Origin of the sequence: Embleya sp. NPDC050154 (genome assembly GCF_044460165.1) — a bacterium.
In the GTDB taxonomy this organism is placed as follows: domain Bacteria; phylum Actinomycetota; class Actinomycetes; order Streptomycetales; family Streptomycetaceae; genus Embleya.
Genome location: NZ_JBITJP010000034.1, coordinates 23,336 through 45,535, shown reverse-complemented (window position 1 = coordinate 45,535; position 22,200 = coordinate 23,336). Strand labels below are relative to the sequence as shown.

19 protein-coding genes are annotated in these 22,200 nt (G+C 71.3%); 8 read left to right on the top strand and 11 right to left on the bottom strand.

All coding sequences use genetic code 11. From position 1 onward, the window contains the following. Positions 1-31 precede the first annotated feature (31 nt). Positions 32-1,117 carry a hydrogenase expression protein HypE gene (locus tag ACIBSV_RS44325; protein WP_395873176.1) on the bottom strand — a complete coding sequence of 362 codons (1,086 nt, stop codon included), beginning with the start codon at positions 1,115-1,117 and terminating at the stop codon, positions 32-34. A gap of 235 nt (positions 1,118-1,352) precedes the next feature. After that, positions 1,353-2,081, bottom strand: a complete 729-nt coding sequence (locus tag ACIBSV_RS44320) for a TetR/AcrR family transcriptional regulator (RefSeq protein ID WP_395873175.1) — start codon at positions 2,079-2,081, stop codon at positions 1,353-1,355. Positions 2,082-2,263: 182 nt separating this feature from the next. Between ACIBSV_RS44320 and ACIBSV_RS44315 the strand changes: the two genes are divergently transcribed. Continuing rightward, positions 2,264-3,700 (top strand): MFS transporter, encoded by a 1,437-nt coding sequence (locus ACIBSV_RS44315; RefSeq protein ID WP_395873173.1) that lies wholly within the window; start codon positions 2,264-2,266, stop codon positions 3,698-3,700. A gap of 222 nt (positions 3,701-3,922) precedes the next feature. Here the strand turns inward: ACIBSV_RS44315 and ACIBSV_RS44310 are convergent, their stop codons facing one another. The 3 genes from ACIBSV_RS44310 to ACIBSV_RS44300 form a co-directional block, all read right to left on the bottom strand. Next, positions 3,923-4,756, bottom strand: coding sequence for a hypothetical protein (locus ACIBSV_RS44310; RefSeq protein ID WP_395873172.1), 834 nt, complete (start codon positions 4,754-4,756; stop codon positions 3,923-3,925). Between the two features lie 125 nt (positions 4,757-4,881). After that, a complete protein-coding gene (locus ACIBSV_RS44305) occupies positions 4,882-5,859 on the bottom strand; it encodes a hypothetical protein (protein ID WP_331771601.1) in 978 nt (325 codons plus the stop codon). Continuing rightward, a complete protein-coding gene (locus ACIBSV_RS44300) occupies positions 5,852-6,043 on the bottom strand; it encodes a hypothetical protein (protein WP_355541728.1) in 192 nt (63 codons plus the stop codon). Before ACIBSV_RS44300 ends, ACIBSV_RS44305 begins: the two co-directional genes overlap by 8 nt. Positions 6,044-6,209: 166 nt before the next feature. Here ACIBSV_RS44300 and ACIBSV_RS44295 point away from each other — a divergent pair, with 166 nt between their 5' ends. Beyond that, the gene (locus ACIBSV_RS44295; protein WP_395873171.1) at positions 6,210-6,719 is read left to right on the top strand and encodes a type II toxin-antitoxin system RatA family toxin; all 510 of its coding nucleotides are present in this window, start codon (positions 6,210-6,212) and stop codon (positions 6,717-6,719) included. Between the two features lie 24 nt (positions 6,720-6,743). On the opposite strand, the gene ACIBSV_RS44290 is transcribed toward ACIBSV_RS44295, so the two are convergent. Continuing rightward, positions 6,744-8,942, bottom strand: a complete 2,199-nt coding sequence (locus ACIBSV_RS44290) for an MMPL family transporter (RefSeq protein WP_395873170.1) — start codon at positions 8,940-8,942, stop codon at positions 6,744-6,746. A gap of 295 nt (positions 8,943-9,237) precedes the next feature. Between ACIBSV_RS44290 and glgX the strand changes: the two genes are divergently transcribed. Further along, positions 9,238-11,352, top strand: coding sequence for a glycogen debranching protein GlgX (gene glgX, locus ACIBSV_RS44285; RefSeq protein WP_395873169.1), 2,115 nt, complete (start codon positions 9,238-9,240; stop codon positions 11,350-11,352). A gap of 88 nt (positions 11,353-11,440) precedes the next feature. Here the strand turns inward: glgX and ACIBSV_RS44280 are convergent, their stop codons facing one another. Both ACIBSV_RS44280 and ACIBSV_RS44275 read right to left on the bottom strand, forming a co-directional pair. Then, the gene (locus ACIBSV_RS44280; protein ID WP_395873168.1) at positions 11,441-11,947 is read right to left on the bottom strand and encodes a phospholipase domain-containing protein; all 507 of its coding nucleotides are present in this window, start codon (positions 11,945-11,947) and stop codon (positions 11,441-11,443) included. After that, entirely contained in the window at positions 11,944-12,090 is a 147-nt protein-coding gene (locus tag ACIBSV_RS44275) for a hypothetical protein (protein ID WP_395873167.1), read from the bottom strand. Before ACIBSV_RS44275 ends, ACIBSV_RS44280 begins: the two co-directional genes overlap by 4 nt. Before the next feature lie 738 nt (positions 12,091-12,828). On the opposite strand from ACIBSV_RS44275, the gene ACIBSV_RS44270 reads away from it, so the two are divergent. Then, positions 12,829-13,221: a DUF2267 domain-containing protein gene (locus ACIBSV_RS44270; protein WP_395873166.1), complete on the top strand. Its 393-nt coding sequence runs from the start codon at positions 12,829-12,831 to the stop codon at positions 13,219-13,221. A gap of 124 nt (positions 13,222-13,345) precedes the next feature. Here the strand turns inward: ACIBSV_RS44270 and ACIBSV_RS44265 are convergent, their stop codons facing one another. Both ACIBSV_RS44265 and ACIBSV_RS44260 read right to left on the bottom strand, forming a co-directional pair. Continuing rightward, positions 13,346-13,948 carry a TetR/AcrR family transcriptional regulator gene (locus ACIBSV_RS44265; protein WP_395873165.1) on the bottom strand — a complete coding sequence of 201 codons (603 nt, stop codon included), beginning with the start codon at positions 13,946-13,948 and terminating at the stop codon, positions 13,346-13,348. 429 nt (positions 13,949-14,377) lie between these two features. Continuing rightward, positions 14,378-15,058: a class I SAM-dependent methyltransferase gene (locus ACIBSV_RS44260; RefSeq protein ID WP_395873244.1), complete on the bottom strand. Its 681-nt coding sequence runs from the start codon at positions 15,056-15,058 to the stop codon at positions 14,378-14,380. Positions 15,059-15,527: 469 nt separating this feature from the next. Here ACIBSV_RS44260 and ACIBSV_RS44255 point away from each other — a divergent pair, with 469 nt between their 5' ends. Then, the gene (locus ACIBSV_RS44255) at positions 15,528-16,394 is read left to right on the top strand and encodes an SAM-dependent methyltransferase (RefSeq protein WP_395873164.1); all 867 of its coding nucleotides are present in this window, start codon (positions 15,528-15,530) and stop codon (positions 16,392-16,394) included. Between the two features lie 137 nt (positions 16,395-16,531). Here the strand turns inward: ACIBSV_RS44255 and ACIBSV_RS44250 are convergent, their stop codons facing one another. Next, on the bottom strand, positions 16,532-17,977 hold the full coding sequence (locus ACIBSV_RS44250; RefSeq protein ID WP_395873163.1) for an amidase: 1,446 nt from the start codon (positions 17,975-17,977) through the stop codon (positions 16,532-16,534). A 176-nt stretch (positions 17,978-18,153) separates the two neighbouring features. On the opposite strand from ACIBSV_RS44250, the gene ACIBSV_RS44245 reads away from it, so the two are divergent. The 3 genes from ACIBSV_RS44245 to ACIBSV_RS44235 all read left to right on the top strand — a co-directional run bounded on the left by ACIBSV_RS44245 (position 18,154) and on the right by ACIBSV_RS44235 (position 22,161). Continuing rightward, on the top strand, positions 18,154-19,272 hold the full coding sequence (locus ACIBSV_RS44245) for an MBL fold metallo-hydrolase (RefSeq protein ID WP_395873162.1): 1,119 nt from the start codon (positions 18,154-18,156) through the stop codon (positions 19,270-19,272). A 258-nt stretch (positions 19,273-19,530) separates the two neighbouring features. Further along, the gene (locus ACIBSV_RS44240; protein ID WP_395873161.1) at positions 19,531-20,118 is read left to right on the top strand and encodes a hypothetical protein; all 588 of its coding nucleotides are present in this window, start codon (positions 19,531-19,533) and stop codon (positions 20,116-20,118) included. A gap of 72 nt (positions 20,119-20,190) precedes the next feature. Beyond that, on the top strand, positions 20,191-22,161 hold the full coding sequence (locus ACIBSV_RS44235) for a hypothetical protein (RefSeq protein WP_395873160.1): 1,971 nt from the start codon (positions 20,191-20,193) through the stop codon (positions 22,159-22,161). Positions 22,162-22,200: the final 39 nt, after the last annotated feature.

Sequence of the window (22,200 nt, the reverse complement as noted above, 5' to 3'; positions counted from 1 at the left end):
CGGGGTCGGGAACTGCGCGAAGGCGATCCGCTCACCTGGGCGGGCGGTAGCCGGTGGTGAGCTCACGACCGGTGTGGCGCCACTTGGGTTCCTTGTCCACGGTCTTCGCGGTGATCGAGCGCAGCTTGCGGATCACCAGGCCGTACGCGCCGCTGGCGACCGAGGAGACCTTGCCGCCGGGCGGTTCGTCCATGAACGGCATGAACTTGTCCGGGAAGCCGGGCATCGTGCACGCGATGCAGATGCCACCGACGTTCGGGCAACCGCCGACACCGTTGATCCAGCCGCGCTTGGGCACGTTGCACTTGACCACCGGGCCCCAGCAGCCCAGCTTCACCAGGCACAGCGGCGAGCCGTACTCGTCGGCGAACTGGCCCTGTTCGTAGTAGCCGCCGCGGTCGCAGCCCTCGTGCACGGTGGCGCCGAACAGCCAGGTCGGACGCAGCTTGTCGTCCAGCGGGATCATCGGCGCGGACCCGGCGAGTTGGTAGAGCAGGTAGGTCAGCGTCTCGGCGAAGTTGTCCGGCTGGATCGGGCAGCCGGGCACGCACACGATCGGCAGGCCCGCCTTGGACTTCCAGTCCCAGCCCAGGTAGTCGGGTACGCCCATCGCACCGGTGGGGTTGCCGGCCATCGCGTGGATGCCGCCGTACGTCGCACAGGTACCGATCGCCACCACACCGGTGGCCTTGGGCGCGAGGCGGTCCAACCATTCGCTGGTGGTGATCGGCTGGCCGGTGGCCGGGTCGTCGCCGAATCCGCTCCAGTAGCCTTCGGCCTTGATCGACTCGTTCGGGATGGATCCCTCGACCACCAGCACGAACGGCTCGAGTTCGCCCCGTTCGGCCTTGAAGAACCATTCGATGAAGGTGTCCGCGCCCTGGACCGGTCCGCACTCGAAGTCGATCAGCGGCCAGTGCACGGCGATCGGCGGCAGTCCGGGCAGGGCACCGGTGACGATCTCCTCGATCGACGGCTGCATCGCGGCGGTCAGCGCGACGGAGTCGCCGTCGCAGCTGAGACCGGCGTTGATCCAGAGGATATGAATCGGGGTCGGTTCTTCGACCGGCTTGGCGGCGGTCGAGCTCTCGGCGGGGTTCCCGGACGTGGCGCGCATGAGGACGCCTCCTCGAAAGGTTATGAATCCGACATAACGGACTCCTGAACCTTCCTATCAGCCCGGCACGTGACGCGCCTCACATTCGGTCCGTTCGGGCGAGTCGCGTCGCGCCCACTCCGCGGTCGATGAGTCGGTCCGCGTGCGTCCGTTCGGCCTGTTCGGGCGAGTCGTGCCACGTCGTCCCGCGGTGGCGGGCGGGACCCCCGGCGGGCGACGTGCGGCCCGGCCCGGGTCAGGGCGCCTGCGACTCCGGCGCCGGGTGGTTGGAGAGGGCCGAGTCGGCGGAGAGGGCCGAGTCGGCGGAAGAGGCCGGGGCCGCCGTCGGGCGGTAGCGGGCCAGGAACATGTCCACGCCGCCGGTGATCAGCCGCTCGGTCAGATCCGCGTCGGGCACGGCGCCGGAGGAGCCGAAGGCGATGTGTGGCATCAGCACCAGGCCGGAGAGTTGGATCGCGGCCAACGGCACGTCGTCGATCGCGAGTTCGCCGCGCTCGACGAGTTCCTCCAGGGCCGTGCGGACCACCACGTGGAAACGATCCGGTCCCGACTCGCGCCAGGTGCGTCCCAGTTCGGGCAGGCGCGGCATCGAGCCCATCACCACATTGTGCAGGGTGAGCACCTCCGGCGTGGCGTGGCCCGCCACCCACGCCTCACAGATGGCCACCAGGTCGGCCCGGACGTCGGTGGAGGATCCGAGCCGCTCCTCGATCAGGCGGGTCGACTCCGCCAGGGCGCGGTCCAGGATCTCGCCGACGATCGCCGTGAACAGGGCTTCCTTGTTACCGAAGTGGTTGTACACGGTCACCTTCGCGACACCCGCCTCGGCGGCGATGGTGTCCATGCCCACCTGGTAGCCCTCGCGCAGGAAGGCCTCAGTGGCCGCCTCCAGGATCGCCGCGCGCTTGCGCGCGGCCCGATCACCCGAGGGAATGCGCTTGGGGGTCTGCTCGGCTGCCCACACGTGGCGTCTCCGTTCGTCGCGCGCAGTCTAACGAGTGCGAACCGAACCGCTCGGCTCATCGAAACCATACCGTTTGGTTCAACTGAACCGCACCGTTGAGTTCATCTGAACTGCACTGTATGGTTCAGCTCTACGAGCGGCCTGCCCTCTCGACGAGCGACTCTCCAGAAAGGGGATCAGCCATGGAACACGTCCGGACGACCGTGCGGCCGGCCCGAACGGGGGCGGCCTTCGCGCTGCTCGCCGCGGTGCAGGCCATCCTCAACACCTCGGTCACCATCACCTCGGCCGCCGGACCCGACATCGCCGCCGACCTCGATCTGGGCTCCTCCGGTCTGGTCTGGACCGGCGCCGCCTACACGCTGGCGTTCAGCGGCCTGCTGCTGCTCGGCGGCCGGGTCGCCGACCTGCGCGGGCGGCGCGAGACCTTCCGGGCCGGCGCCGCGCTGTTCGCCGCCGCGTCACTGGCCGGCGCCCTCGTACCCGGCGGCGCGTGGATGATCACCGCCCGCCTGCTCCAGGGCGCGGGCGCCGCGCTCGCCGCGCCCGCCGCCATGGCCCTGGTCGGGGACGTGTTCGCGACCGACGCCACCCGCCGCCGGGCGATGGCCGCGTGGGGCGGACTCTCCGGGGTGGGCGCGGCGCTGGGCATGCAACTCGGCGGCGCGACCGCCACCTGGGCGTCCTGGCGCTGGTCGTTCGTGGTGCTCGCGGCGATCGGCTTCGTTGTCGCCGCCCTCACCGGCCGGTACCTGCCCACCGGCCCGGAGCGGGTCACCGGCCGGGTGGACGTGCTCGGCGCCGCCCTGGTCACCGGCGGTGTCGCGGTGCTCAGCCTGGGCCTGGTCGCGGTGGGTACGCACGGCTGGCTCGACCCGGCGGTGCTGCTGCCGCTGGCCGGCGGAGTCGTCCTGCTGGTGGCGTTCGGCGTGGCCGAGAACAAGGTCGCGGCGCCCCTGATGCCGCTGCACTTCCTCGCCTCCCGCCGCCGCGTGGCAGCGCTCGCCACCGGCATGCTCGCGCCGATCGCCGGCTCCACCGCCGCGTTCTTGATGTCGCTGTACTTCCAACGGGTGCTGGGGTGGTCCGCGTTGCGCTCGGCGATGGGTTTCGTCCCGTACACGCTGATGCTGGTCGTGGTCAGCGCCGGCAGCGTGCTGATCGTGGCCCGGTGGGGCGTGCGGTGGACGGCCGCGCTGGGTCTGGCCACGATGGCCGGCGCCTTCCTGCTGTTCTCCCGGATCAGCCCGGACGCGGCCTACCTCGGACTCCCGTTCGCGGCCATGCTCGCCCTGCCGATCGGCATCGGCCTGACCGCCGCGGCCGCCGTGGTCGCCGCCACCCGTGGGGTGCCGCCCACTCAGGCCGCGCTGGCAGGCGGCGCGTTCAACACCACGATGCTGATGGGCCCCACCGTCGGTATCGCCCTGTTCAGCTCGCTCGCCGACGCGCACACCGGCGCCGGTCCCTCCCCCGAACAGGCGGCCACCGACGGCTACACCTTCGCCTTCAAGGCCGCGGCGGTGCTGTTCGCCCTCGCCGCGCTCGCCTCGGTGAGTGTGCGGGCCCGCGGCACAGGTGGCGGCCGTACTCGCGACCCCCGGCCCGTCCGGGCCTGACCGCCACCTTCACCCCGACCACCCCGCCCCGAAGGAGTCACCCGATCATGACGACGACCTGGGTCGCGCGTGGGACGGGCGCCCGGCCTTCACACCCGCGAGCCGGGATCGGGAACCCGGTCTCCACCCCACGGGCGCGGAACCGGCACCCGACGTCCACCCCGCAAGCGGGGACCCGGCACCCGGCCTCCGGCCCCGCGAACGCGACACGGGCGCCCCGTGTCAATCCGGGTACGGCACCGTCGGGAGTGCCTTGACTCGGGTGGTCGGGTCCAGTGCCATCGTCGCCTCGATCAGCGCCTCCAGGTCGGGGTCCGGCCACGGGCGTGCCAGTTCCAGCGGCGGGCGGTGTCTTCCGGTGGCGATGTCCTCCAGGATGTCGGCGGCGGTGATCCGCCCGCCGATCGCCCGATCGGTGGCCGGGGCGGTACCCGTCCAGGCCGCCCGGAACGAGGCGCCCAGGCTGTACACCTCGGCGGCGTCGGTCAGGCGCACGTGCTGCCCGGGCCCGGTCTCCAGGAGTTGTCGGGCTATCTCGGGAGCGGTGGTGAGGTCCATCCCGCCCCGGTAGGGATTCGGCAGCGGGAGCCGGTCCGGATGGTGGGCCAGGTCGTGGTCGATGAACTCGATCCCGCCTCCCGGGGTGACCAGTATGTTCATCGGCTGGATGTCGCCGTGATGCCAGCCCAGCGCGTGCAACCGGCCGAGCGCCGCGAACGCCCGCCGGGCCAGGTGGGGCAACGGATGCGCCGGAACCGGCCCGTTGCGGCGCGCCGACTCGCACCAGCGCCACAGGGTCACCCCCGGGCGCCACTCGACCGCCGTCCACAGCCCGCCGCCCACGTGCCCGTGCCTGCCGCCGACCGGGTAAAGGCCCTGCTCGCGCAGCATGGTCAGCACCCGCGCCTCGTGATGCAGCGCGGCGACGTCCGCTCCCTCGGCGGTCTTGATCCGCCACTGTCCGGCACGCCAGGCGTTGGTGTGGTGCGAGGTCAGCGGGCGCGGCCGTTCGGTGACGCCGAGGGTTTCCAAGGCGGCGACGAGCAGCGGATCCATCCGCACATTCTGGCCGACGCCCCCGACGCGCCGACGCTGTGGTGCTTCGGCCCCGCATGTGGGAGCCGGGCCGGTCGTACCGGGATCGCCGGCCCGGTCGCACTCTCGATTCAGCGGACCCATCCTCACGTTCGGGCGGACGCGCAGCACGCGACGATCCCGCGGCGGGCGGGCCCCTCGCGCAGGACCCGGGCCAGCCCCGCCGAGATCGGCAGCCCGGTCGCGCTCTCGATCCAGCCGAACTCGCCCACGCAGTTGCTCTCCAGGTACGTCCATCCGGCCGAGGTGACCACGAAGTCCAGCGCGGCGTAGCCCAGCCCGAGGTCGCGCACGTGCTCGACGCACGCCCTCGCGATCTCCGCCGGCGCCTCGATCGCCCGGTACTCGCACGCGTCCAGCGGCACCGCCCGCCAGTCGAGCGCGCCCTTCGTGATGATCGCGGCGGTGAACACCCGATCGTCCACGACGGTCACCCGCGCGTCGAACAGCCGGTCCTCGACCAGGGCCTGCAGATAGTGCAGGGTGCCGGCGATGCCGCTCAGGTCGTCCGAGAGGCGGATGCGCGTGGTGGGGATGAACGTGGTGTGCCGCTGGGTGAGCGCCTTGACCACGACCTTGTCCCGGTGCGCGGCGATGAACGCGCGGGCCGCGTGCGGATCGCTGGTGAACAGCGTGTCGGGCACGGCGAAGCCGGCGCGCGCGGCCGACGCCAGTTGGGTGGGCTTGTGCAGCGACGCCGCGACGATCGTGGGGTCGTCGATCCACACCTTCAGCGGCTGCGCGCGCAACAGGCCCAGCAGCGCGGTGGTGTTCTCGTCCGCGCGCCACCGCTCCTCCGCGGTGCCGAACGCGTCGGGCCGGGTGGGTTTGCGCCAATACACCGCGCAACGTTCGTCCAGCGTCACCGTCGCCCGCCCGGAGGTGAGCACGGTGTGCCAGCGCCCGGCCGCGAACCGGCCGGTCACCAAAGGACGTTCGCGCAGGCGGCCCGGGTCCAGGCGGAGCAGGGCCACCGGGCCGCCGAGGAGGTGCGCCGCCACCATGTCGGCGGTCAGATCCTCCTCGGTGGCCACGATCACGACGCTCGCGTCGTGATCAGTCATCCTTCTTGTATCCCCTGGGCTCCTGCGTCCCGGTGTAGGTACCGGAGTCCACCGCGTGGATCAGCAGCGTCCCGCCAGGGGTGACGTTGACACACAGATCGGGATCGTAGTGATGCCGGGGCAGCGCGGGCGCGCCTCGGGTGGGGACCGGGGCCCTGCGGCCGAGAATCAAAGGACCGGGCATGACCTCTCCTGACTGTGGGTGTCCGACCCACCGAAAAACACGGTGCGTCATGTTCATCAACGCCCGGATGGGGTCGGTCAGTTGCATCTCCGCGGAAAAAGACGCCGACGCCTCCGGCGAACGTCTCCCCCGGCGCCTCGCGAGTAACCCTGGCAGGATGACCGTCATGCCCACGGTGGAAGCGTCAGTGGAGGTACCCGTCGCGGCCGCGACGGCGTTCGCCGTGTCGCAGACGACCGGGGTGGTGCGCAGGCGTTGGGACCCGTTCATCCGCAGCCAGCGCTTCCTGGACGGGGCCACCGAGCCGGGCAAGGGGGTGCGCACGCTCACGGTGCACCGCGCGGGCTTTCGGATGATCAGCGAATACGTCTCGTACCACCCGCCGACGAACGTGGGCATGCGGATGGTCGAGGGATCGTGGTTCTTCGCGAAGATGGGCGGCGGCTGGCGGTTCACCGCCGTCGAGGGCGAACCGGACCGTACACGCGCGGTGTGGCGTTACAACTTCGGCTGCCGCCCGCGCTGGTTGGCGCCGCTCGCCGATCGCATCGGCACGGTGGTGCTCCGGCGTGAGATCGAACACCGCATCGCGCGCTTCGCCCGCGCGTGCTCGGATCCGGTGGTCCTGGCCGCGATCGGCGGCGACGACGTCGCCGAAGGTCCCGCGCCGGGCTGAGCGTCGGCCCGGGCCTCGCGGGTGTCAGTGCGCCGCGCCGCCGGTGGGCGCGGACCCGGCCAGGCGTTCCTCCAGGCGCTTGCCCTCGATGTCCGGGTCGGGGACGTACCTGGCGAACCACTGCGGGTGATACCAGAGCTTGGCCCGGACGATCGCCATCGTCGCCGGGACCAGCGTCAGCCGGACCACGAAGGCGTCCAGGAAGACACCGACCGCGAAGCTGAAGCCGATCGCCTTGATGGTCGGGTCGTCGGTGAACATGAACGCCACGAAGATCGAGAACATGATCAGCGCCGCCGCCGTCACCACCCGCGCCGACAACCCGGTGCCGCGCGCGACCGCGCCTCGGGCGTCGCCCGTGGTGGTGTAGTCCTCCTTGATCCGCGAGACGACGAACACCTCGTAGTCGCTGGACAACCCGAAGATGATCGCGAGCATCAGGATCGGCAGGAAGCTGATCGTCTCGGTGGGGGTGATGTCGAAGATGTCCTCACCCCAGCCCCACTGGAACATCGCGACCTGCGCGCCGAAGGCCGCCGCGACCGACAGCAGGAAGCCGAGGATCGACTTGATCGGCACCAGGATGGTCCGGAAGGCGAAGGTCAGCAGCACGAAGGCCAGGCCGACCACCACGAGCAGGAACACCGGGAGCGCGTCCAGGAGTTTCGTGGACACGTCGATGTTGGAGGCGGTACTGCCGCCGACCAGGATCGGCGCGCCGACGCCGGCCTCGATCGCCGCGCGGTTGTCCCGGATGTGGTGCACCAGGTCGGCGGTGGTCTGGGAGTTGGGTCCGGTGGCGGGGATCACCCGCACCACGGCGACCTCGTTGTTGACAGCGAGTGGACCCGCCGCCACGACGTCCGGTTGCTGCTTCAGCGCGTTCACCAACGCCGTCACGCCGCTTTGGTCGACGGGCCCGTCGGCGACCACCAACAGGGGCCCGTTGAAGCCGGGCCCGAAGCTCTCGGCGGTCAGGTCGTACGCCTTGCGCTCGGTGGAGGACTCGGGCTGCGAGGCGGCGCTGGGCAACCCCAGTTCCATGCTCATCGCGGGCACCGCCGACACGAGCAGCAGGCCGACCCCGACGACCAGGACCGGGATCCGGAAGCGCACCACGAAGCGCGCCCAGGCCGCGCCGAACGTGCGGGCGGGCTCGGTCGCGGTGATCCGCGCGACCTCCTCGTGGTGTCCGGGCCGCAGCCGCGTGTCGATGAACGACACGAGCTTGGGACCGGCGAAGCCCAGGACCGCCGGGAGCAGGGTGAGCGCGATCAACAACGCGATCAACACCGCCGCCGCCGCGCACAGTCCCATCAGGGTCAGGAACGGGATACCCACGACGGCCAGCCCGCACAGGGCGATGATCACGGTGAGTCCGGCGAAGACCACCGAACTGCCGGCGGTGCCCAGGGCCAGGGCCGCGGACTCCTCCGGCGCCATGCCGCCGATCAGGTTGTTGCGGTGCCGGAACAGGATGAACAGCCCGTAGTCGATCCCGCAGGACAGACCGAGCATGATGGCCACCGTCGTGGACGCCGACGCGATGTTCACCACCGACGCGAGCGCGGTCACCCCCATCAGGGCGATCACCACACCGATGATCGCGTTGATGATCGGCAGGCCGGCGGCGACCACCGCGCCGAACGTGATGAGCAGGATCACCAGCGCGATCGCCAGACCGATCAGCTCCGGCAGTTCGGAGGGGGTGATCCGCCAGCCCGGGTACACGGTGCCCGAGTACTCGACCTGGACCCCGGCCTGCTCGGCCGGCGCCACGGCGTCCTCGAGCTTGTCCAGAGTGGCATCCTCGACGTCCGCCGGCTGCGCCGTGTACTGCACCCAGCCCAGCGCGACCAGTTGGTCGGGCGCCACTCCCTGATCGGTGAACGGGTCCGACACGGAGGCCACTTGTGGCACCGTCCGCAGTTGCGCGATTGCGGCCTCGATGCCGGCGCTCGGGCCCGGGTCGGTGACCTTGGCCGGGCTCTTCACGGCGAACACCACCTGGGTCTGCGCGCCGCCGAGCGCGGGCAGCTTCTGCTCCAACAGGTCCGTCGTGTCCTGCGACTCGGTACCCGGAATGGTGAAGGTGTCGTTGGTCTTGCCGCCGCTGACCGTGGCGAGGACGACGGCGGCCACCGCGATGGCGAGCCAGACTGCCAGGACCCACCGGCGACGCCGGAACGCCCATTTCCCCAGCCGGAACAGATAGGTGGACAAGCCGCTTCCCTCCGCACCGACCGACAGGTCGCAACCACCGCACGAATCCCAACGCGGCGACCCACAACCACAGAGACAGACAGACCGACAATCTCGTCCTACTTTGTCCCATTGGTTCCGACGAAGTGCCCTCGACGCGCCGACAAACGCGTCGACCGCCCGGCGCGTGACGGCCGGCGGAACGCGCCCACCCCGATGACGGCCGGCCGCTCCGCCCGGGACCCGCGGCGGGACACGACATCCCGCCGTGTCGACGATCGAATTTCCGCCCTATATGAGCGGTTAATGTCACTTCATGCAGGCATGGAATGGCAGGGCCTATCCCCTCGGCGCCACGTTCGACGGCTCCGGCACCAACTTCGCGGTGTTCTCCGAGGTAGCCGAGCGCGTGGAGGTCGCGCTGATCGACGACGACGGCACCGAGCAGCGCGTGCCGTTGCCCGATGTCGACGGCTACGTGTGGCACGGCTATCTCCCCGGCGTCGGGCCCGGCCGGCGCTACGGGTACCGCGTACACGGGCCGCACGACCCCGACCGGGGTCACCGCTGCAATCCGGCCAAGATCCTGATCGACCCCTACGCCAAGGCGATCGACGGCAACACCGACGGCGACCTGTCGCTGCTGGACTACCGGCCCGAGGCGCCCGACGAGCAGAACACCGCGGACAATCTGCGGCACACCATGCTCTCGGTGGTGACCGATTCGACCTTCGATTGGGGCGACGACCGCAGTCCGAACCGGCCGTACCACGAGACGGTGATCTACGAGGCGCACGTCAAGGGCATGACCCGCACCCATCCCGCCGTTCCCGAGCACCAGCGCGGCACGTACGCCGGCCTCGCCCATCCCGCCGTGATCGAGCACCTGACCACGCTCGGCGTGACCGCGATCGAGCTGATGCCGGTGCACCAGTTCGTCCACGACGGATCGCTACTCGCCCGGGGCCTGTGCAACTACTGGGGCTACAACACCATCGGCTTCCTCGCGCCGCACAACGCCTACTCGTCCTCCGGCACGCGCGGCGAACAGGTGACCGAGTTCAAGGCGATGGTCAAGGCCCTGCACGCGGCCGGGATCGAGGTGATCCTCGACGTCGTCTACAACCACACCGCCGAAGGCAACGAACTGGGCCCGACGCTCTCCTTCCGAGGCATCGACAATGCCTCGTACTACCGCCTGGTGGACGACGACCCGGCGCACTACTACGACACCACCGGCACCGGGAACAGCCTGCTGATGCGGCACCCGAACGTGCTTCAACTGATCATGGACTCGCTGCGCCACTGGGTCACCGAGATGCACGTGGACGGCTTCCGCTTCGATCTCGCGGCCACCCTGGCCCGGCAGTTCCACGAGGTGGACCGGCTGTCCGCGTTCTTCGACCTGGTCCAGCAGGACCCCGTGGTCAGCCGGGTCAAGCTGATCGCCGAGCCGTGGGACGTGGGCGAGGGCGGCTACCAGGTGGGCAATTTTCCGCCATTGTGGAGCGAGTGGAACGGCAAGTACCGGGACAGCGTGCGCGACTTCTGGCGCGGCACCGACGGCGTCCTGCCCGAGTTCGCGCGCCGCCTCACCGGCTCGTCGGACCTGTACACCAGCGAGCACCGACGACCGCTGGCCGGCGTCAACTTCGTCACCGCACACGACGGCTTCACCCTGCGCGACCTGGTGTCGTACAACGACAAGCACAACGAGGCCAACGGCGAGGACGGCCGCGACGGGGCCGACGACAACCGATCGTGGAACTCCGGCGTCGAGGGAGACACCGAGGACCCCGGCGTGCTCGCGCTGCGCGAGCGCCGACAGCGCAACCTGCTCACCACCCTGTTCGTCTCGCAGGGTGTGCCCATGCTCTCGCACGGCGACGAACTGGGCCGCACCCAGCACGGCAACAACAACGGGTACTGCCAGGACAACGAGACCGCGTGGATGGACTGGGACTCGGCCGCCCACCCGGCCCGACGGGACCTGCTGGAGTTCACCCGCGGCCTCGTCCGGTTGCGCGCCGCACACCCCGTGCTGCGTCGGCGGCGCTTCTTCCGCGGCGACGGCGCGGATGGCCCGGCCGACCTGCTGTGGTTGCGTCCGGACGGCAAGGAGATGACCCGAAAGGACTGGGACCGCCCGAACGCCCGCTCCGTGGTGGTCTTCCTCAACGGGGACGCGATCTCCGAACGCGACTCCTGCGGCCGCCCGATCGTGGACGACTCGTTCCTGTTCGTGCTCAACGCCCACTACGAGAGCGTCGACGTACGGGTGCCGTCCTTCGGGGACGGCGACGTGTGGCACGTCGCCGTGGACACCACCGACCCCGACGGCGCGGACGAGGTGGAGGTCAAGGCGGGCTCCGTGCGCGCGGTCGAGGCGCACAGCGTCCTCGTGTTGATCCGCCGGCGCCGCCCGGAGTGAGGAACCCGAACCCGCGGGTGCCGCTCCAGCGAGCGGCACCCGCGGGCCGTTGTGCCGGTCGGTCCCGGTGCCGCGGACGGTGTGCCGATCAGTCCCGGTTCGACGGGTGGACGGTACCGGCGTAGCGGCGGGTGAGGCCGTCCGCCACCGCGACGGTGACGTCGTACCGGCCGTACGCGTCGGTCGGCCACGCCACGGTGTCCCGGTCCCGGGCGCTCACCCACTGCTCCCGGGCCGTCCCGCCGAAGTCGTTCGGCGTGATCGTGAAGCGCACGTCGGTGTCGCCGTCGTTGCTCAGTCGCAGGTCCAGCCGGGCGGCATCGGGCCGGCGTCCGTGCGGGGTGGCGCGGACCGACGGGACGGCGACGTCGCGCTGCGGGTCGCGGACCACGGTGCCGGCGAAGCGTCGGACGAAGCCGTCCGCGCCGTGCACGCTGAAGTCGTAGGCGCCGTCGGTACCGGCGGCGTCCCACACGTAGGTCGCGCTCTTGCCGGGGCCGACGGTGAGCAGGGTGCCCGCGAACGGGAGGGCGATGTTCGGGAAGACGGTGAAGTGGTAGGTCACCGTGCCCTCGTTGACCAGTGTGCAGGTCACCCGGAGCGGAACGTGACGCCCTGGCCGGACTGTTGCCCGGCCGAGGTGGTCCACAGTCCGCCCAGGCGCACGGTCGCGCTCTCGCCCGACGCCACGGCCGAGGTGGTGACGGTGCCCACGGCGAAGCCGGGCCTGGGCGGCACGGGCCGCACCGCGAAGCTCGACTCGGCTCGGTAGGCCGGCGATCGATGGCCAACGCGTGAACGCACCCACGGGCGAGCGAGCTTCGCGGGAAGAGCCGGCGGAACCGATCGGAGACGCGGACCGGTCGGCTGCGCGGCGGACTCGCCGTTGTGGTGCGAACGGCGCCGCATCACCGATACCCGGCAGGCGTACCCGTCGAGTGGTGCGAGGATCGCCGCCGGCCCGGCACCGTCGCCTTCACGACGCACCATTCGATCGCCGCATCCGCGCTGTCCCTCCGTCGCCACCCCGAGTGACCTCCTCGCGCGAAGCCTGTACGCGAAGCCTGTCGTGGATCCGGGAGGACGGTCGCCCCTCGGGGTCGACCACCCCGCACCGGACACCGGCACCGAACCCGCTCCGGACACAAGGGGTGATGGATCGAAATCGCACAGCCGCCACTTCCGGGCTCGCGTGCGGGTCGGTCCTCGTCGAAGGCCGTCAAGTGTGCGACGGAGCGTTAAGGTGGGGAGCACCCCATGCGCACCGACCCGATTCGCGGCCTCGAAGCGCACATCGTCGATCCGCCCCGAACCGGTCGGGCGTTGAGGTCGGCGCGGCCATGCCACCGCCGGCGCACCGGGGCGACCCCGTCCCGGTCACCGGACCGGCACGCCGCGTGCCCTCCGGATCGGGGCCGCCCCGCCCGAGCCCGCTCCGATCGCAGTCGACGGATGACGGAAGAAGGGCCGATACAGATGCCGATGCGATGGGAACCCTTCCTCGCGGCAGTTCAGGAGCGGGGCGAATACTCCTCACCCGCGGAGGCGGAGCGAGGCATTCGGGTCGTCCTCGCGCTCCTGGGCGCACACCTGGTCGGCGGCGAGCGCACCGAACTGGCTGCCAGGCTGCCGGACACCTGTGCCCTGGTACTGCTCAACCCGCTCCCCGCGCACGAGCCGCTCAGCGCCGACCGGTTCGTCCGGGCGACCGGCGCGTGGATCGAGGGCGCCACGGACGAGACCGCGAAATGGGACGTCGGAGCGGTACTCAGCGTCGTGGCCGACGCCATCGACGACGACCTGATGAACCGCGTGCTGCTGCAATTGCCGCCGGGCTACGACCTCCTCTTCGGCCGTCCTCGACGCTGAACCGTCCCCGCGGCACCCGCGCGCGGCCGGGCGACCCGGGCCGAAGGCCGCACGCGGGTGGCGGGTGCCCGGCCGCGCGGCCGTTCGACGCCCGCGTCCGCGTCGATTCGACGCGGACGCGGGGTCAGGCCGGATCGACGCGCAGGAAGCGGGTGAGCAGTAGCCGGAGCATCGGCGCCTGCTCGCGCGGCGCGAAGCTCGGATCGGTCGCCACCCGGGCGAAGATCCCGTCGATCTGGGCCGCGATCCACGTCGCCGCGTCCTCCGCGTCCAACTCCGGGTCGATCCGCTCGGCCGCGGCGGCACGGCGCAGCAGGTCGGCGATGCCGGCCCGGAGCCGGCGGTCGTTGCGGGCCAAGAGCGCGGCGATGCCTTCGTCCCGCTGGGCCTCGGCGGCGGTGTCCAGGGTGAGGCCGGCGTACTCCGGGTCGGCGGCGAGCGCGACAACCGTTTCCATCAGCTCGAACAGCGCCCCGAGCGCGTCCTCCTCGGCGGCCAGCCGCTCCAGGAAGGCGGCCGTCTGCACGCCCTCGCTGTCGATCAGCTCCACGATGATCGCGTGCTTGCTCGGGAAGTAGTGGAAGAGGTTGCCCGGACTCATCCCGGCGCGTTTGCAGATGTCCGCGGTCCGGGTGCCGTGGAAGCCCATCTCCGCGAAGCAGGAGGCGGCGGCCTCCAGGATCTGACGTCGCCTGGCGGCGTGCTTGACGGGATCGACGGTGCGCATGGGATGCCCACCCTACCGCGCACCCTCCACAACCGACCCCGCCGACCCGGCCCCGGACTCCACCCACGCTCAGCCGACGACACCTCGTCCACGCAGCCCCAGCGATCGAGTTCGGCATACTCGACACGAATCGCGCCCACGTCCCGCTCTTCATCGACCGCCGGCGGACGAAACACACCGCGCGCCGAACATGCCCACCCCGCGCGCCCCCGCGAAGCCGAGCCGCCCGCCCCCGCCGCCGCGTCTCGGCCGCACCGGGCATCGAATGCGAGCCGGGACGAGACTCCACCGATCCACCCGCCGCCGAGCCATTTCGATGCGCACGCCCCCGACGCATACCCGCGCCATCGCCCCAGCCCGTACGCCCGCCCAACTCGCCCGACAACGCCGTCCGCACCGACCGCCCGGCATTTGCGCCTCCGCCCGCCGTCACCTCGGGGATTCCGCCGCATTCGCCGGTTGCGGCCGGTGGGCCAGGAAGACGGCATCGCGGCGCTTGCTTCCGTCGCCGGGTTCCCGCAACATGCGCGCGGTGACGACGAGCCCGGCCCGGCCGAGCAGTTCGGCGATCCGGTCGGCCGGGAGGAAGTAGGACTCGTAGGAGACCGGATGGCCGCCGTACGCGCGGGTCGGTCGCACGTGCTCGTCCTCCCCGACGTAGCCGCCCAGCATGAGCCAACCACCGGGGGCGAGCGTGCGGGCGAACTCGGCGAACACCACCGGCAACCACTCCGGCGGCGTGTGGTGAGTGGCGAAGTAGGCCAGGATCCCGCCGAGTTCACCGTTCGCGAGATCCAACGCGGTCATCGACCCGACCACGAACCGCAGTTGCGGATAGGCCCGGCGCGCCGTCTCGACCATCCACGGCGACAGGTCGACGCCGAACGCGGACACCCCCAGCGCGGCCAGGTACGCGGTCACCTTCCCCGGCCCGCAACCCAGATCCGCGACCGGCCCGCGATCACCGTCGCGCACCGACTCGACGAACGCCCCCAACATCGCCCGCGACAACGGATCCAACTCCGCCGGCGCCTTGACGACAGCGGCGTAGGCCTCGGAAACGGTGTCGTACGAGCGCCGGACCGCCGCCAGATGGGAAGGCTCACTCATCAGCGCCGACGATCGTTCGTCGTCGGCGAGGAGATCCAACAACCACGATTCCCGGCGCGTCTCTGCCGCATAGGCCGGGAGATGCCATGGCTCCTCGACCCAGGGCACCACCTCGCGCATCACCTCGTCCCCCGGATGCCGCCATCCGCATGCGGCGAGCAGGTCGACCATCGGTCCCGGAAGTGCCCGCCCCCGCAAGGTCCATGCGGCCGGGCCGCGTGCGCACACGTCGTCTCCGGCCGCCGCTCCGGCCCATGCGCTCTCTCGGTGTTCCACACTCGCCAACCTGGCACATCGGCAGCCGGAACGGCCAGGGAGCCGCGAAGGCGGTCGACGTAGGGTCGGCGGCCGTGGTTGCCAAGGGACTTGGGCTCACCGGCGGCGCGCGGCGCGCGGCGGTGGACCGTTTCCCGGGCGGGCGCAGTAGTCTCGGTTGGTCCGTGGGAGTGGCCTCGCGAAGGGTGAGCGCGTGACGTCGATATCGAGCAGCGACGAGGACGCGTGGCGGTTGCCGCGTCTGGACGAGGTCGAGGAGGAATCCGTCGCGGCGCGGATCGACACGAGCATCCCGCACACCGCCCGGATCTACGACTATCTGCTGGGCGGCAAAAGCAACTTCGCGGTGGACCGCGCGGCAGCCGAGCACATCCTCGCCGCGATTCCGGATCTGCCCACCACGCTGCGGCTCAACCGGCTGTTCCTCCAGCGCAGCGTCCGCTATGCCGCACGACGCGGCATCCGCCAGTTCCTGGACATCGGAACCGGCATCCCCACCGGCGGGAACACGCACGAGGCGGCCCACCAGGTCGCGCCGGACGCGCGCGTGGCGTACGTCGACAACGACCCGATCGTGCTCGTGCACGGGCGGGCACTGATGACCGGCGGCGGCCCCGGGCGAACCACCTTCACCCAGGCGGACCTTCGCGACCCGAAGGCGATCCTGACCGCGCCCGAGGTGGTCGAGGTGATCGACTTCGCGGAGCCGGTCGCCGTGATGCTGGTGGCCATCCTGCACTTCATCAAGGACGAGGAGAACCCGCACGAGATCGTCGCGACGCTGCGCGACGCGCTCGTCCCGGGCAGCATGCTCATCCTGTCGCACGCCTCCTTCGACGCCGATCCCGCGCGCGGACAGGCGGGGGCCGCGGGCTGGAAGAACGCCTCGGCCGAGATGACGATGCGCGGCTACGACCGCGTGTTGTCCTTCTTCGACGGCTTCGAGGTGGTCGAACCCCCCGGTATCCGCCCCCACTGGAACCCGGACGGCGAACCCGACGATCCCCTGGACGCGGTCGAGAACGTCTGGGGCTACGGCGGGGTGGGCATCAAGCGCTGAGCGGCTCCCGCGGATTGCCCCACCCCGCGGTCTCGGGCCCGTCGTCGTCCGCGAACGCACGACGACGGGCCCGACGTACGGCCTCCGGGGCCGGGCACCCGGCGACCGGCCGCCGACCGGCCCCGACGAACCCGCCGTCAGCCGCCCATCGCCGCCGGCGGCCACGGTGCCCGCCCGGCCCACGGCGCCGCCTCCTCCAACTGCGCTGCCATCCGCAGCAGTTGCGCTTCGGCACCCATTCGGCCGGTGAGCTGGATCGCCACCGGCAGCCCCGCCTCGTCGAATCCCGCCGGCACACTCGCGGCCGGCAGTCCGGAGACGTTGAACACCGAGGTGAACCAGGTCATCTTGGCGGCGTTCGCGTACATGCTCGCCGGGTCGCTCGTGTCCAGGACGCCGAGTTCGGGGACCGGAACGCCCAACGTCGGGCTCAGCCACACGTCGTGGGCGTCGAAGAAGGGCGCGACCTCGCGGCCGGTCCGGACCACCGTCTGCAACGCCCGGACCAGGTCCTGCGCGCGCATCGCGGCCGTGCGCTCGTGCACGGCCCGGGTGAACGGTTCGATGTCGTCCTCGCGCAGCTCGCGGCCGAGTTCGACGAGCCGGTCCTCGATTTGTGTGTGGGTGGCCGCCGCCATCACCTGGCCCAGGGCCGCGCCGGTCGCCGGACCGTCCCAGACCGGTGCGCCCTCCTCGACCCGATGGCCGAGTTCGGCGAGCAACGCCGCCGTGCGCTCGATCGCGCGGACCGCCGCCGGGTGCGCGGCGACCCCGTCCACGTTGGTGGTCGAGAAGCCGACGCGCAGCCGGCCGGGCGCGGCGTCCAGCGCGCCGAGGAACGATCCGCCGGGCGGCGCCGGCAGCGCGGCGTACGGGTCGCCGGGAAGCGGACCGGCGACGACGTCGAGCAGCGCGGCCGAGTCGCGCACCGTACGGGTGACCGCGTGCGCGATGGACAGCGGGTAGGCCAGTCCGGACAGACCGTGGTCGTCGGGGACACGTCCGCGTGAGGGCTTGAGCCCGAAGAGTCCGCAGCAGGCGGCCGGGATGCGAATCGAGCCGCCCCCGTCGTTGGCGTGTGCGGCGGGCAGTATGCCGCCGGCCACGGCGGCGGCCGAACCGCCGGAGGAGCCACCGGTGGAGTGGGTGAGCCGCCAGGGGTTGTGCGAGGGGCCGTGCAGGAGCGGCTCGGTACTGGCGTTCTTGCCGAACTCGGGGGTGTTGGTCTTGCCGACGACCACCAGCCCGGCCCGACGATAGCGGGCGACCAGCGTACCGTCGTGCTCGGCGACCGCGTCGGCGAACAGGCGTGAGCCCTGTGTGCTCGGCATGCCGGCGACGTCGCAGCCGAGGTCCTTCACCGCGAACGGGACCCCGCGCAGCGGCCCGTCGGGCAACTCCCCCTCGGCCTCGGCCCGGGCCGCCTCGAACCGCGTGGACACGAACGCGCGCAGAATCGGGTCGCGCTCCGCGATCCGGGCGATCACGGCGTCCAGGATCTCGGCCGGCTTGACCTCGCCTTGGCGTACGAGACCGGCCAGCCCCACCGCGTCGTGGTCGTCCAACAGCTCATCGGGGTTCATCGCCGTGCCTCGTTTCGCTTGACTCGATCGATCAAATGCATGATGCAGTCAAGCAATAGAGATGGCAAGGACGTCGAATGGCCGCACCCCACGGTGTCCACAATCACGAATCGGGGAACGTGTCACGCCCGCCGGCGGTTGAAGCATCCGAGAACGACACGAGGAGAGTGTGACGGATGGCGGGAAACACTTCGGCTCGGCGACTGGTGGCGGGCGGTCTGGCGCTGGCCGCGGCCGGATGGGCACTGCGCGACGTACCGGCGGAGTTCGGCGGCAAGGCGGAGGGCGAACGACTCGCCCGCTTCCTGCGCTCGCCACAGTTCCGGGACGGCACGTTCCGCAACCCCGTCCCCGCCGACATGCTCGCGGCCGGCAGCGCACCGCAACTCATCGGGCAAATGCTCCGCAACCGCAGCGAGCGCCGACCCGCCGGACCCGTACCCCTGGTCACCGCCCCCACCACACTGCCGCCCACCGACGGCCTCAGCGCCATCTGGTACGGCCACGCCACCACCCTCGTCGAGATCGAGGGCCGCCGCGTGCTGTTCGACCCGGTGTGGAGCGAGCGGGTCTCTCCCTCCCAACTCGTGGGCCCACGACGGCTGCACCCGCTCCCGGTACCGCTGGCCGCGCTGCCGACGCTGGACGCCGTGGTCATCTCGCACGACCACTACGACCACCTCGACCGGGCGACGATCCTCGAACTCACCGCGACCCAGACCGCGCCGTTCCTGGTCCCCCTGGGCATCGGCGCGCACCTGGAGCGCTGGAACGTGCCCGCCTCCAGGATCATCGAGCTCGACTGGGAGGAGGACGCGGCCGTCGCCGACCTGCGCTTCACCGCCACCGCGGCCCGCCACTTCTCCGGCCGCACCCTGCGCCGCAACGACACCCTGTGGGGCTCCTGGGTCGTCGCGGGCGCCCGGCACCGGGTCTTCTACGCCGGCGACTCCGGGTACTTCGACGGCTACGCCCGCATCGGCGCGGCCCACGGCCCGTTCGACCTGACCCTGATGCCGATCGGCGCCTACAGCCCGAGCTGGCCCGACATCCACATGAACCCGGAGGAGGCGATCGCCGCCCACCTCGACCTCGGCGGCAAGGTACTGCTCCCGGTGCACTGGGCCACCTTCAACCTGGCCCTGCACCCCTGGGCCGAGCCCGTCGACCGCCTGTGGCACGAGGCCAAGGCGAAGGACGTACAACTGGCCATCCCCCGCCCCGGTGACCGCATCACCACCATCGACCCCACCCAACCGACCCCCTGGTGGACCCTCCTCACCGCCCAGACCTGACCCGCCCGGCACGAACACGGGGCAACCCTGGGCCTGTCCGACGGATCCTGGTGGGTCCGCCGGACAGGGTCCAGGCAGGGCCCGGACGGAGCGGAGGAGCAGGATCGGGTCCGAGCCGGGGGTGTCGGCCACGATCCGGGTCACCAACGTCGCGCTCGTGCGCCCCGCCCGCCCCCGGCGGAGCCGCCCGACCCCAGCGGGCCGACCGCCGACGGAAGTAGCATCGGCCGCCTGTGATCTCACCGACGGGAGAACCACATGCGGGCAATCGTGGGCGCGACCGTATCCGCCATCCTGTTGTTGGCGGCGTGCAACGACTCCGACTCCGACTCCGCCAAGGACCGAACCTCGCCCCCACCAGCGCCGTCCTCCCCGGCGGCCCCGCCGTCGACGACCGCGCAATCCTCGACTCCACCGACGGCACCGACATCCGCGACACCGACCACGTCCGCGTCGCAGACGCCATCGGCCGGCTCGGGAACACAGCCGGCCCAGGGCAAGACGACCGAGGCGGCGATCCAACGCTACGAGCAGTACCTGCACGCCCTCGGGCGTGAGGACATCACAACGGTCTGCGACGTCGCCGGTCCCGGGGCGAAGAAGGCCGAGGCCGAGGGGGCCGGCCCGTGCACCTCCAGCTTCGCGGTCGTCTTCCGAATGATCTCCGCGCCGCAGAAGAAGTCCCTGCAAAGCGCCACGGTGGACCCGAAGCGGGTCTCGGTACGCCCCTCCGACAAGGTGCTGATCCCGGCCGCGGCGATCCGGGCCTCCACCACCTTCACTTCGAGCGACATCGGCGACAGCACCCTCCAGTACCTCGGCAACGCTTGGTACATCGTCGACTGAACCAACTCCCGTAGGGTGCGTCCCGCGCCGCCGGTGTCCCCGGCGTCGGCGCGGTCCGATAGGGATATCCGCATGACGCATCCAGCGGATCGAGTGGACGACCACCGCACCGACAGCGAGCTGCGGCGCCTGATCGGCGGCGCCGACGGCTCACTCACACGAGTGTTCACCGGTATCGAGCACACCGCCGGCTATCTCGCCCACACGTGGGATCCACCGGCGGGCACGGGCGGTCCCTCGGTGGTCCTGGAAGGGCACTGGGTCCGCTGCATCGGGCGGATCGGCGTGCTCGCGCTCCGCGCGGCCACACCCGCCGTCCGGCCCGAACGCCGCGAACGGCTCCTCACGTTCCTGGCGTCGTGGGCGGACACGGTCTTCGCCGATCCCGAGGCCCGCCTGCGCATCGGCCGGGTCCGCGACGGCGTCGGCGCGCGCGACGAGCGTGGTGCGACGGTCGTGGTCGGGCCGCCCTACGGCCTCCGTCTCGCCCTCGAACTGCGAGCCGGCGACGCCGAGCCACCCGGCCTGGGCACCCTGGAGGACGCGGCCGAGCCCGCGCGCGGCTGGGGCACCGCACAGCAGTTGCGCCGTCTCGTGCACCTCGTGCGCACCCGGGGTCCGATGCCGTGGGACCCCGCCGCGGTGGACGAACTGAGCCTGGCCACCGGCCTGTCCCGCCCCGGAGCCGCGCTGATCCTGGCCGGCAGCCCGGGTGACACCGGGTTGACCATGCGGGCCGCCGACCACGAACGCCGGGTCATGGCCCTCAAGGTCACCGAATGCGAGGTCGGACTCGGGGAGTTGGCATCGCTGACCGCACAGGCACAGTTGCAGCTGTTCGCGAACGTGCTGCCCGACGACCCCGCGGCACTCTGGGAGCCCACCGGCCCCCGCGACCTCGCGGGCCGCATCGCCGCCGCGTGGCAGGTCGCGTACGGAAAGCACGACCCGGTCCCGCCCGAGACCCTCACCCACGTCGGCGGCCTGGGCGCCAAGACGGCGGCGGCCGACCTGTGCGCGGCGTTCGCGCGCCCCGCCGATGAACCGATCCTGAGCACCGACCAGGACACGCCGCTGCGCGACAGTCACAACGGCGCGCACATCGCGGATCGGACGCGATCGTTCCACATCCACAACCTGATCGAGGACGTCGCGAATCTCCTCCCGGTGCTGTACGCCGAGTTGCCGGCCGGCGACCCGGTCCGGTCCGGCATCCCCGCGGTGATCACGGCCCTGCGGAACCGGCTCGAACACCCCGGCGTACTTTTGTACGCGAGCTCGAAGTTCGACGAATCCGTGATCACCATGGAGGCGTTGGAGCAACTGTTCGGAAAAACGCCCTACCACGGCCCCGAACCCTTCCAGCGCCCGTCGATCGACGACGGACTCACCGTGGCCTTCCTCAACCCGCCCCATAAACACTCGAATTGGACCCCGATTCCGACCGCCTACTTCCGACCGGCCCACCTTGGCGACGACGCACGTTCGCGGATCCTGCGCCGCGTCGACCCGGCGTCCGGAGGCATCACGGCCGTCGACCGCATCCGCAGCACCTACTTCGACGACATCGCGAAGCGAGTCGCCTCCGACGATCTCTCCCCCGGCCAGTACGAGGCGAATCCCGGTGCCTGTGCCCCCGACCTGGTCGCGCGGGTCGCCGACGAACTGGGCCTGCACGCCGACGCGGCCACGCTGTACCTGCAACTCCTGGTCTTGGAGTCGCCCACCGACGCCCACACCCGGCGCTGGAACCAATGGAGTCCGGCCCGCCACCGCAAGGCCCGCGCCGCGCTGGCCGACACCGATCTCGTCGTCCAGGACAAGCGCACCCGCGCCGGACGCACGCTCTTCCTGCCCGGCGCCTGGGTGGGGGCCACGACGAGGAAGATCCCAGCGATGGAGACCTGGAAGGCACGTCTTCTCGGCGTGACGCTCATGCCCGGAGGCCGCGTGATCACCTCCCGACCCACCGTCGAACGCACCCTGCCCGACCTGTTCGCCCACGCCTGGTCCCTGACCCGCTCCGGAGAAGGGCCTGCCTGACCGCAACCGCCACCGGATCCGGGTCGATTCGGCGGCCGG

Bases quoted from the DNA above. Each gene is read 5' to 3' on its own strand.
- ACIBSV_RS44325 (WP_395873176.1), bottom strand. From the start codon at position 1,117: ATGCGCGCCACGTCCGGGAACCCCGCCGAGAGCTCGACCGCCGCCAAG.
- ACIBSV_RS44315 (WP_395873173.1), top strand. From the start codon at position 2,264: ATGGAACACGTCCGGACGACCGTGCGGCCGGCCCGAACGGGGGCGGCC.
- ACIBSV_RS44310 (WP_395873172.1), bottom strand. From the start codon at position 4,756: ATGGATCCGCTGCTCGTCGCCGCCTTGGAAACCCTCGGCGTCACCGAA.
- ACIBSV_RS44305 (WP_331771601.1), bottom strand. From the start codon at position 5,859: ATGACTGATCACGACGCGAGCGTCGTGATCGTGGCCACCGAGGAGGAT.
- ACIBSV_RS44300 (WP_355541728.1), bottom strand. From the start codon at position 6,043: ATGCCCGGTCCTTTGATTCTCGGCCGCAGGGCCCCGGTCCCCACCCGA.
- ACIBSV_RS44295 (WP_395873171.1), top strand. From the start codon at position 6,210: ATGCCCACGGTGGAAGCGTCAGTGGAGGTACCCGTCGCGGCCGCGACG.
- glgX (WP_395873169.1), top strand. From the start codon at position 9,238: ATGCAGGCATGGAATGGCAGGGCCTATCCCCTCGGCGCCACGTTCGAC.
- ACIBSV_RS44270 (WP_395873166.1), top strand. From the start codon at position 12,829: ATGCCGATGCGATGGGAACCCTTCCTCGCGGCAGTTCAGGAGCGGGGC.
- ACIBSV_RS44265 (WP_395873165.1), bottom strand. From the start codon at position 13,948: ATGCGCACCGTCGATCCCGTCAAGCACGCCGCCAGGCGACGTCAGATC.
- ACIBSV_RS44260 (WP_395873244.1), bottom strand. From the start codon at position 15,058: ATGAGTGAGCCTTCCCATCTGGCGGCGGTCCGGCGCTCGTACGACACC.
- ACIBSV_RS44250 (WP_395873163.1), bottom strand. From the start codon at position 17,977: ATGAACCCCGATGAGCTGTTGGACGACCACGACGCGGTGGGGCTGGCC.
- ACIBSV_RS44245 (WP_395873162.1), top strand. From the start codon at position 18,154: ATGGCGGGAAACACTTCGGCTCGGCGACTGGTGGCGGGCGGTCTGGCG.
- ACIBSV_RS44240 (WP_395873161.1), top strand. From the start codon at position 19,531: ATGCGGGCAATCGTGGGCGCGACCGTATCCGCCATCCTGTTGTTGGCG.
- ACIBSV_RS44235 (WP_395873160.1), top strand. From the start codon at position 20,191: ATGACGCATCCAGCGGATCGAGTGGACGACCACCGCACCGACAGCGAG.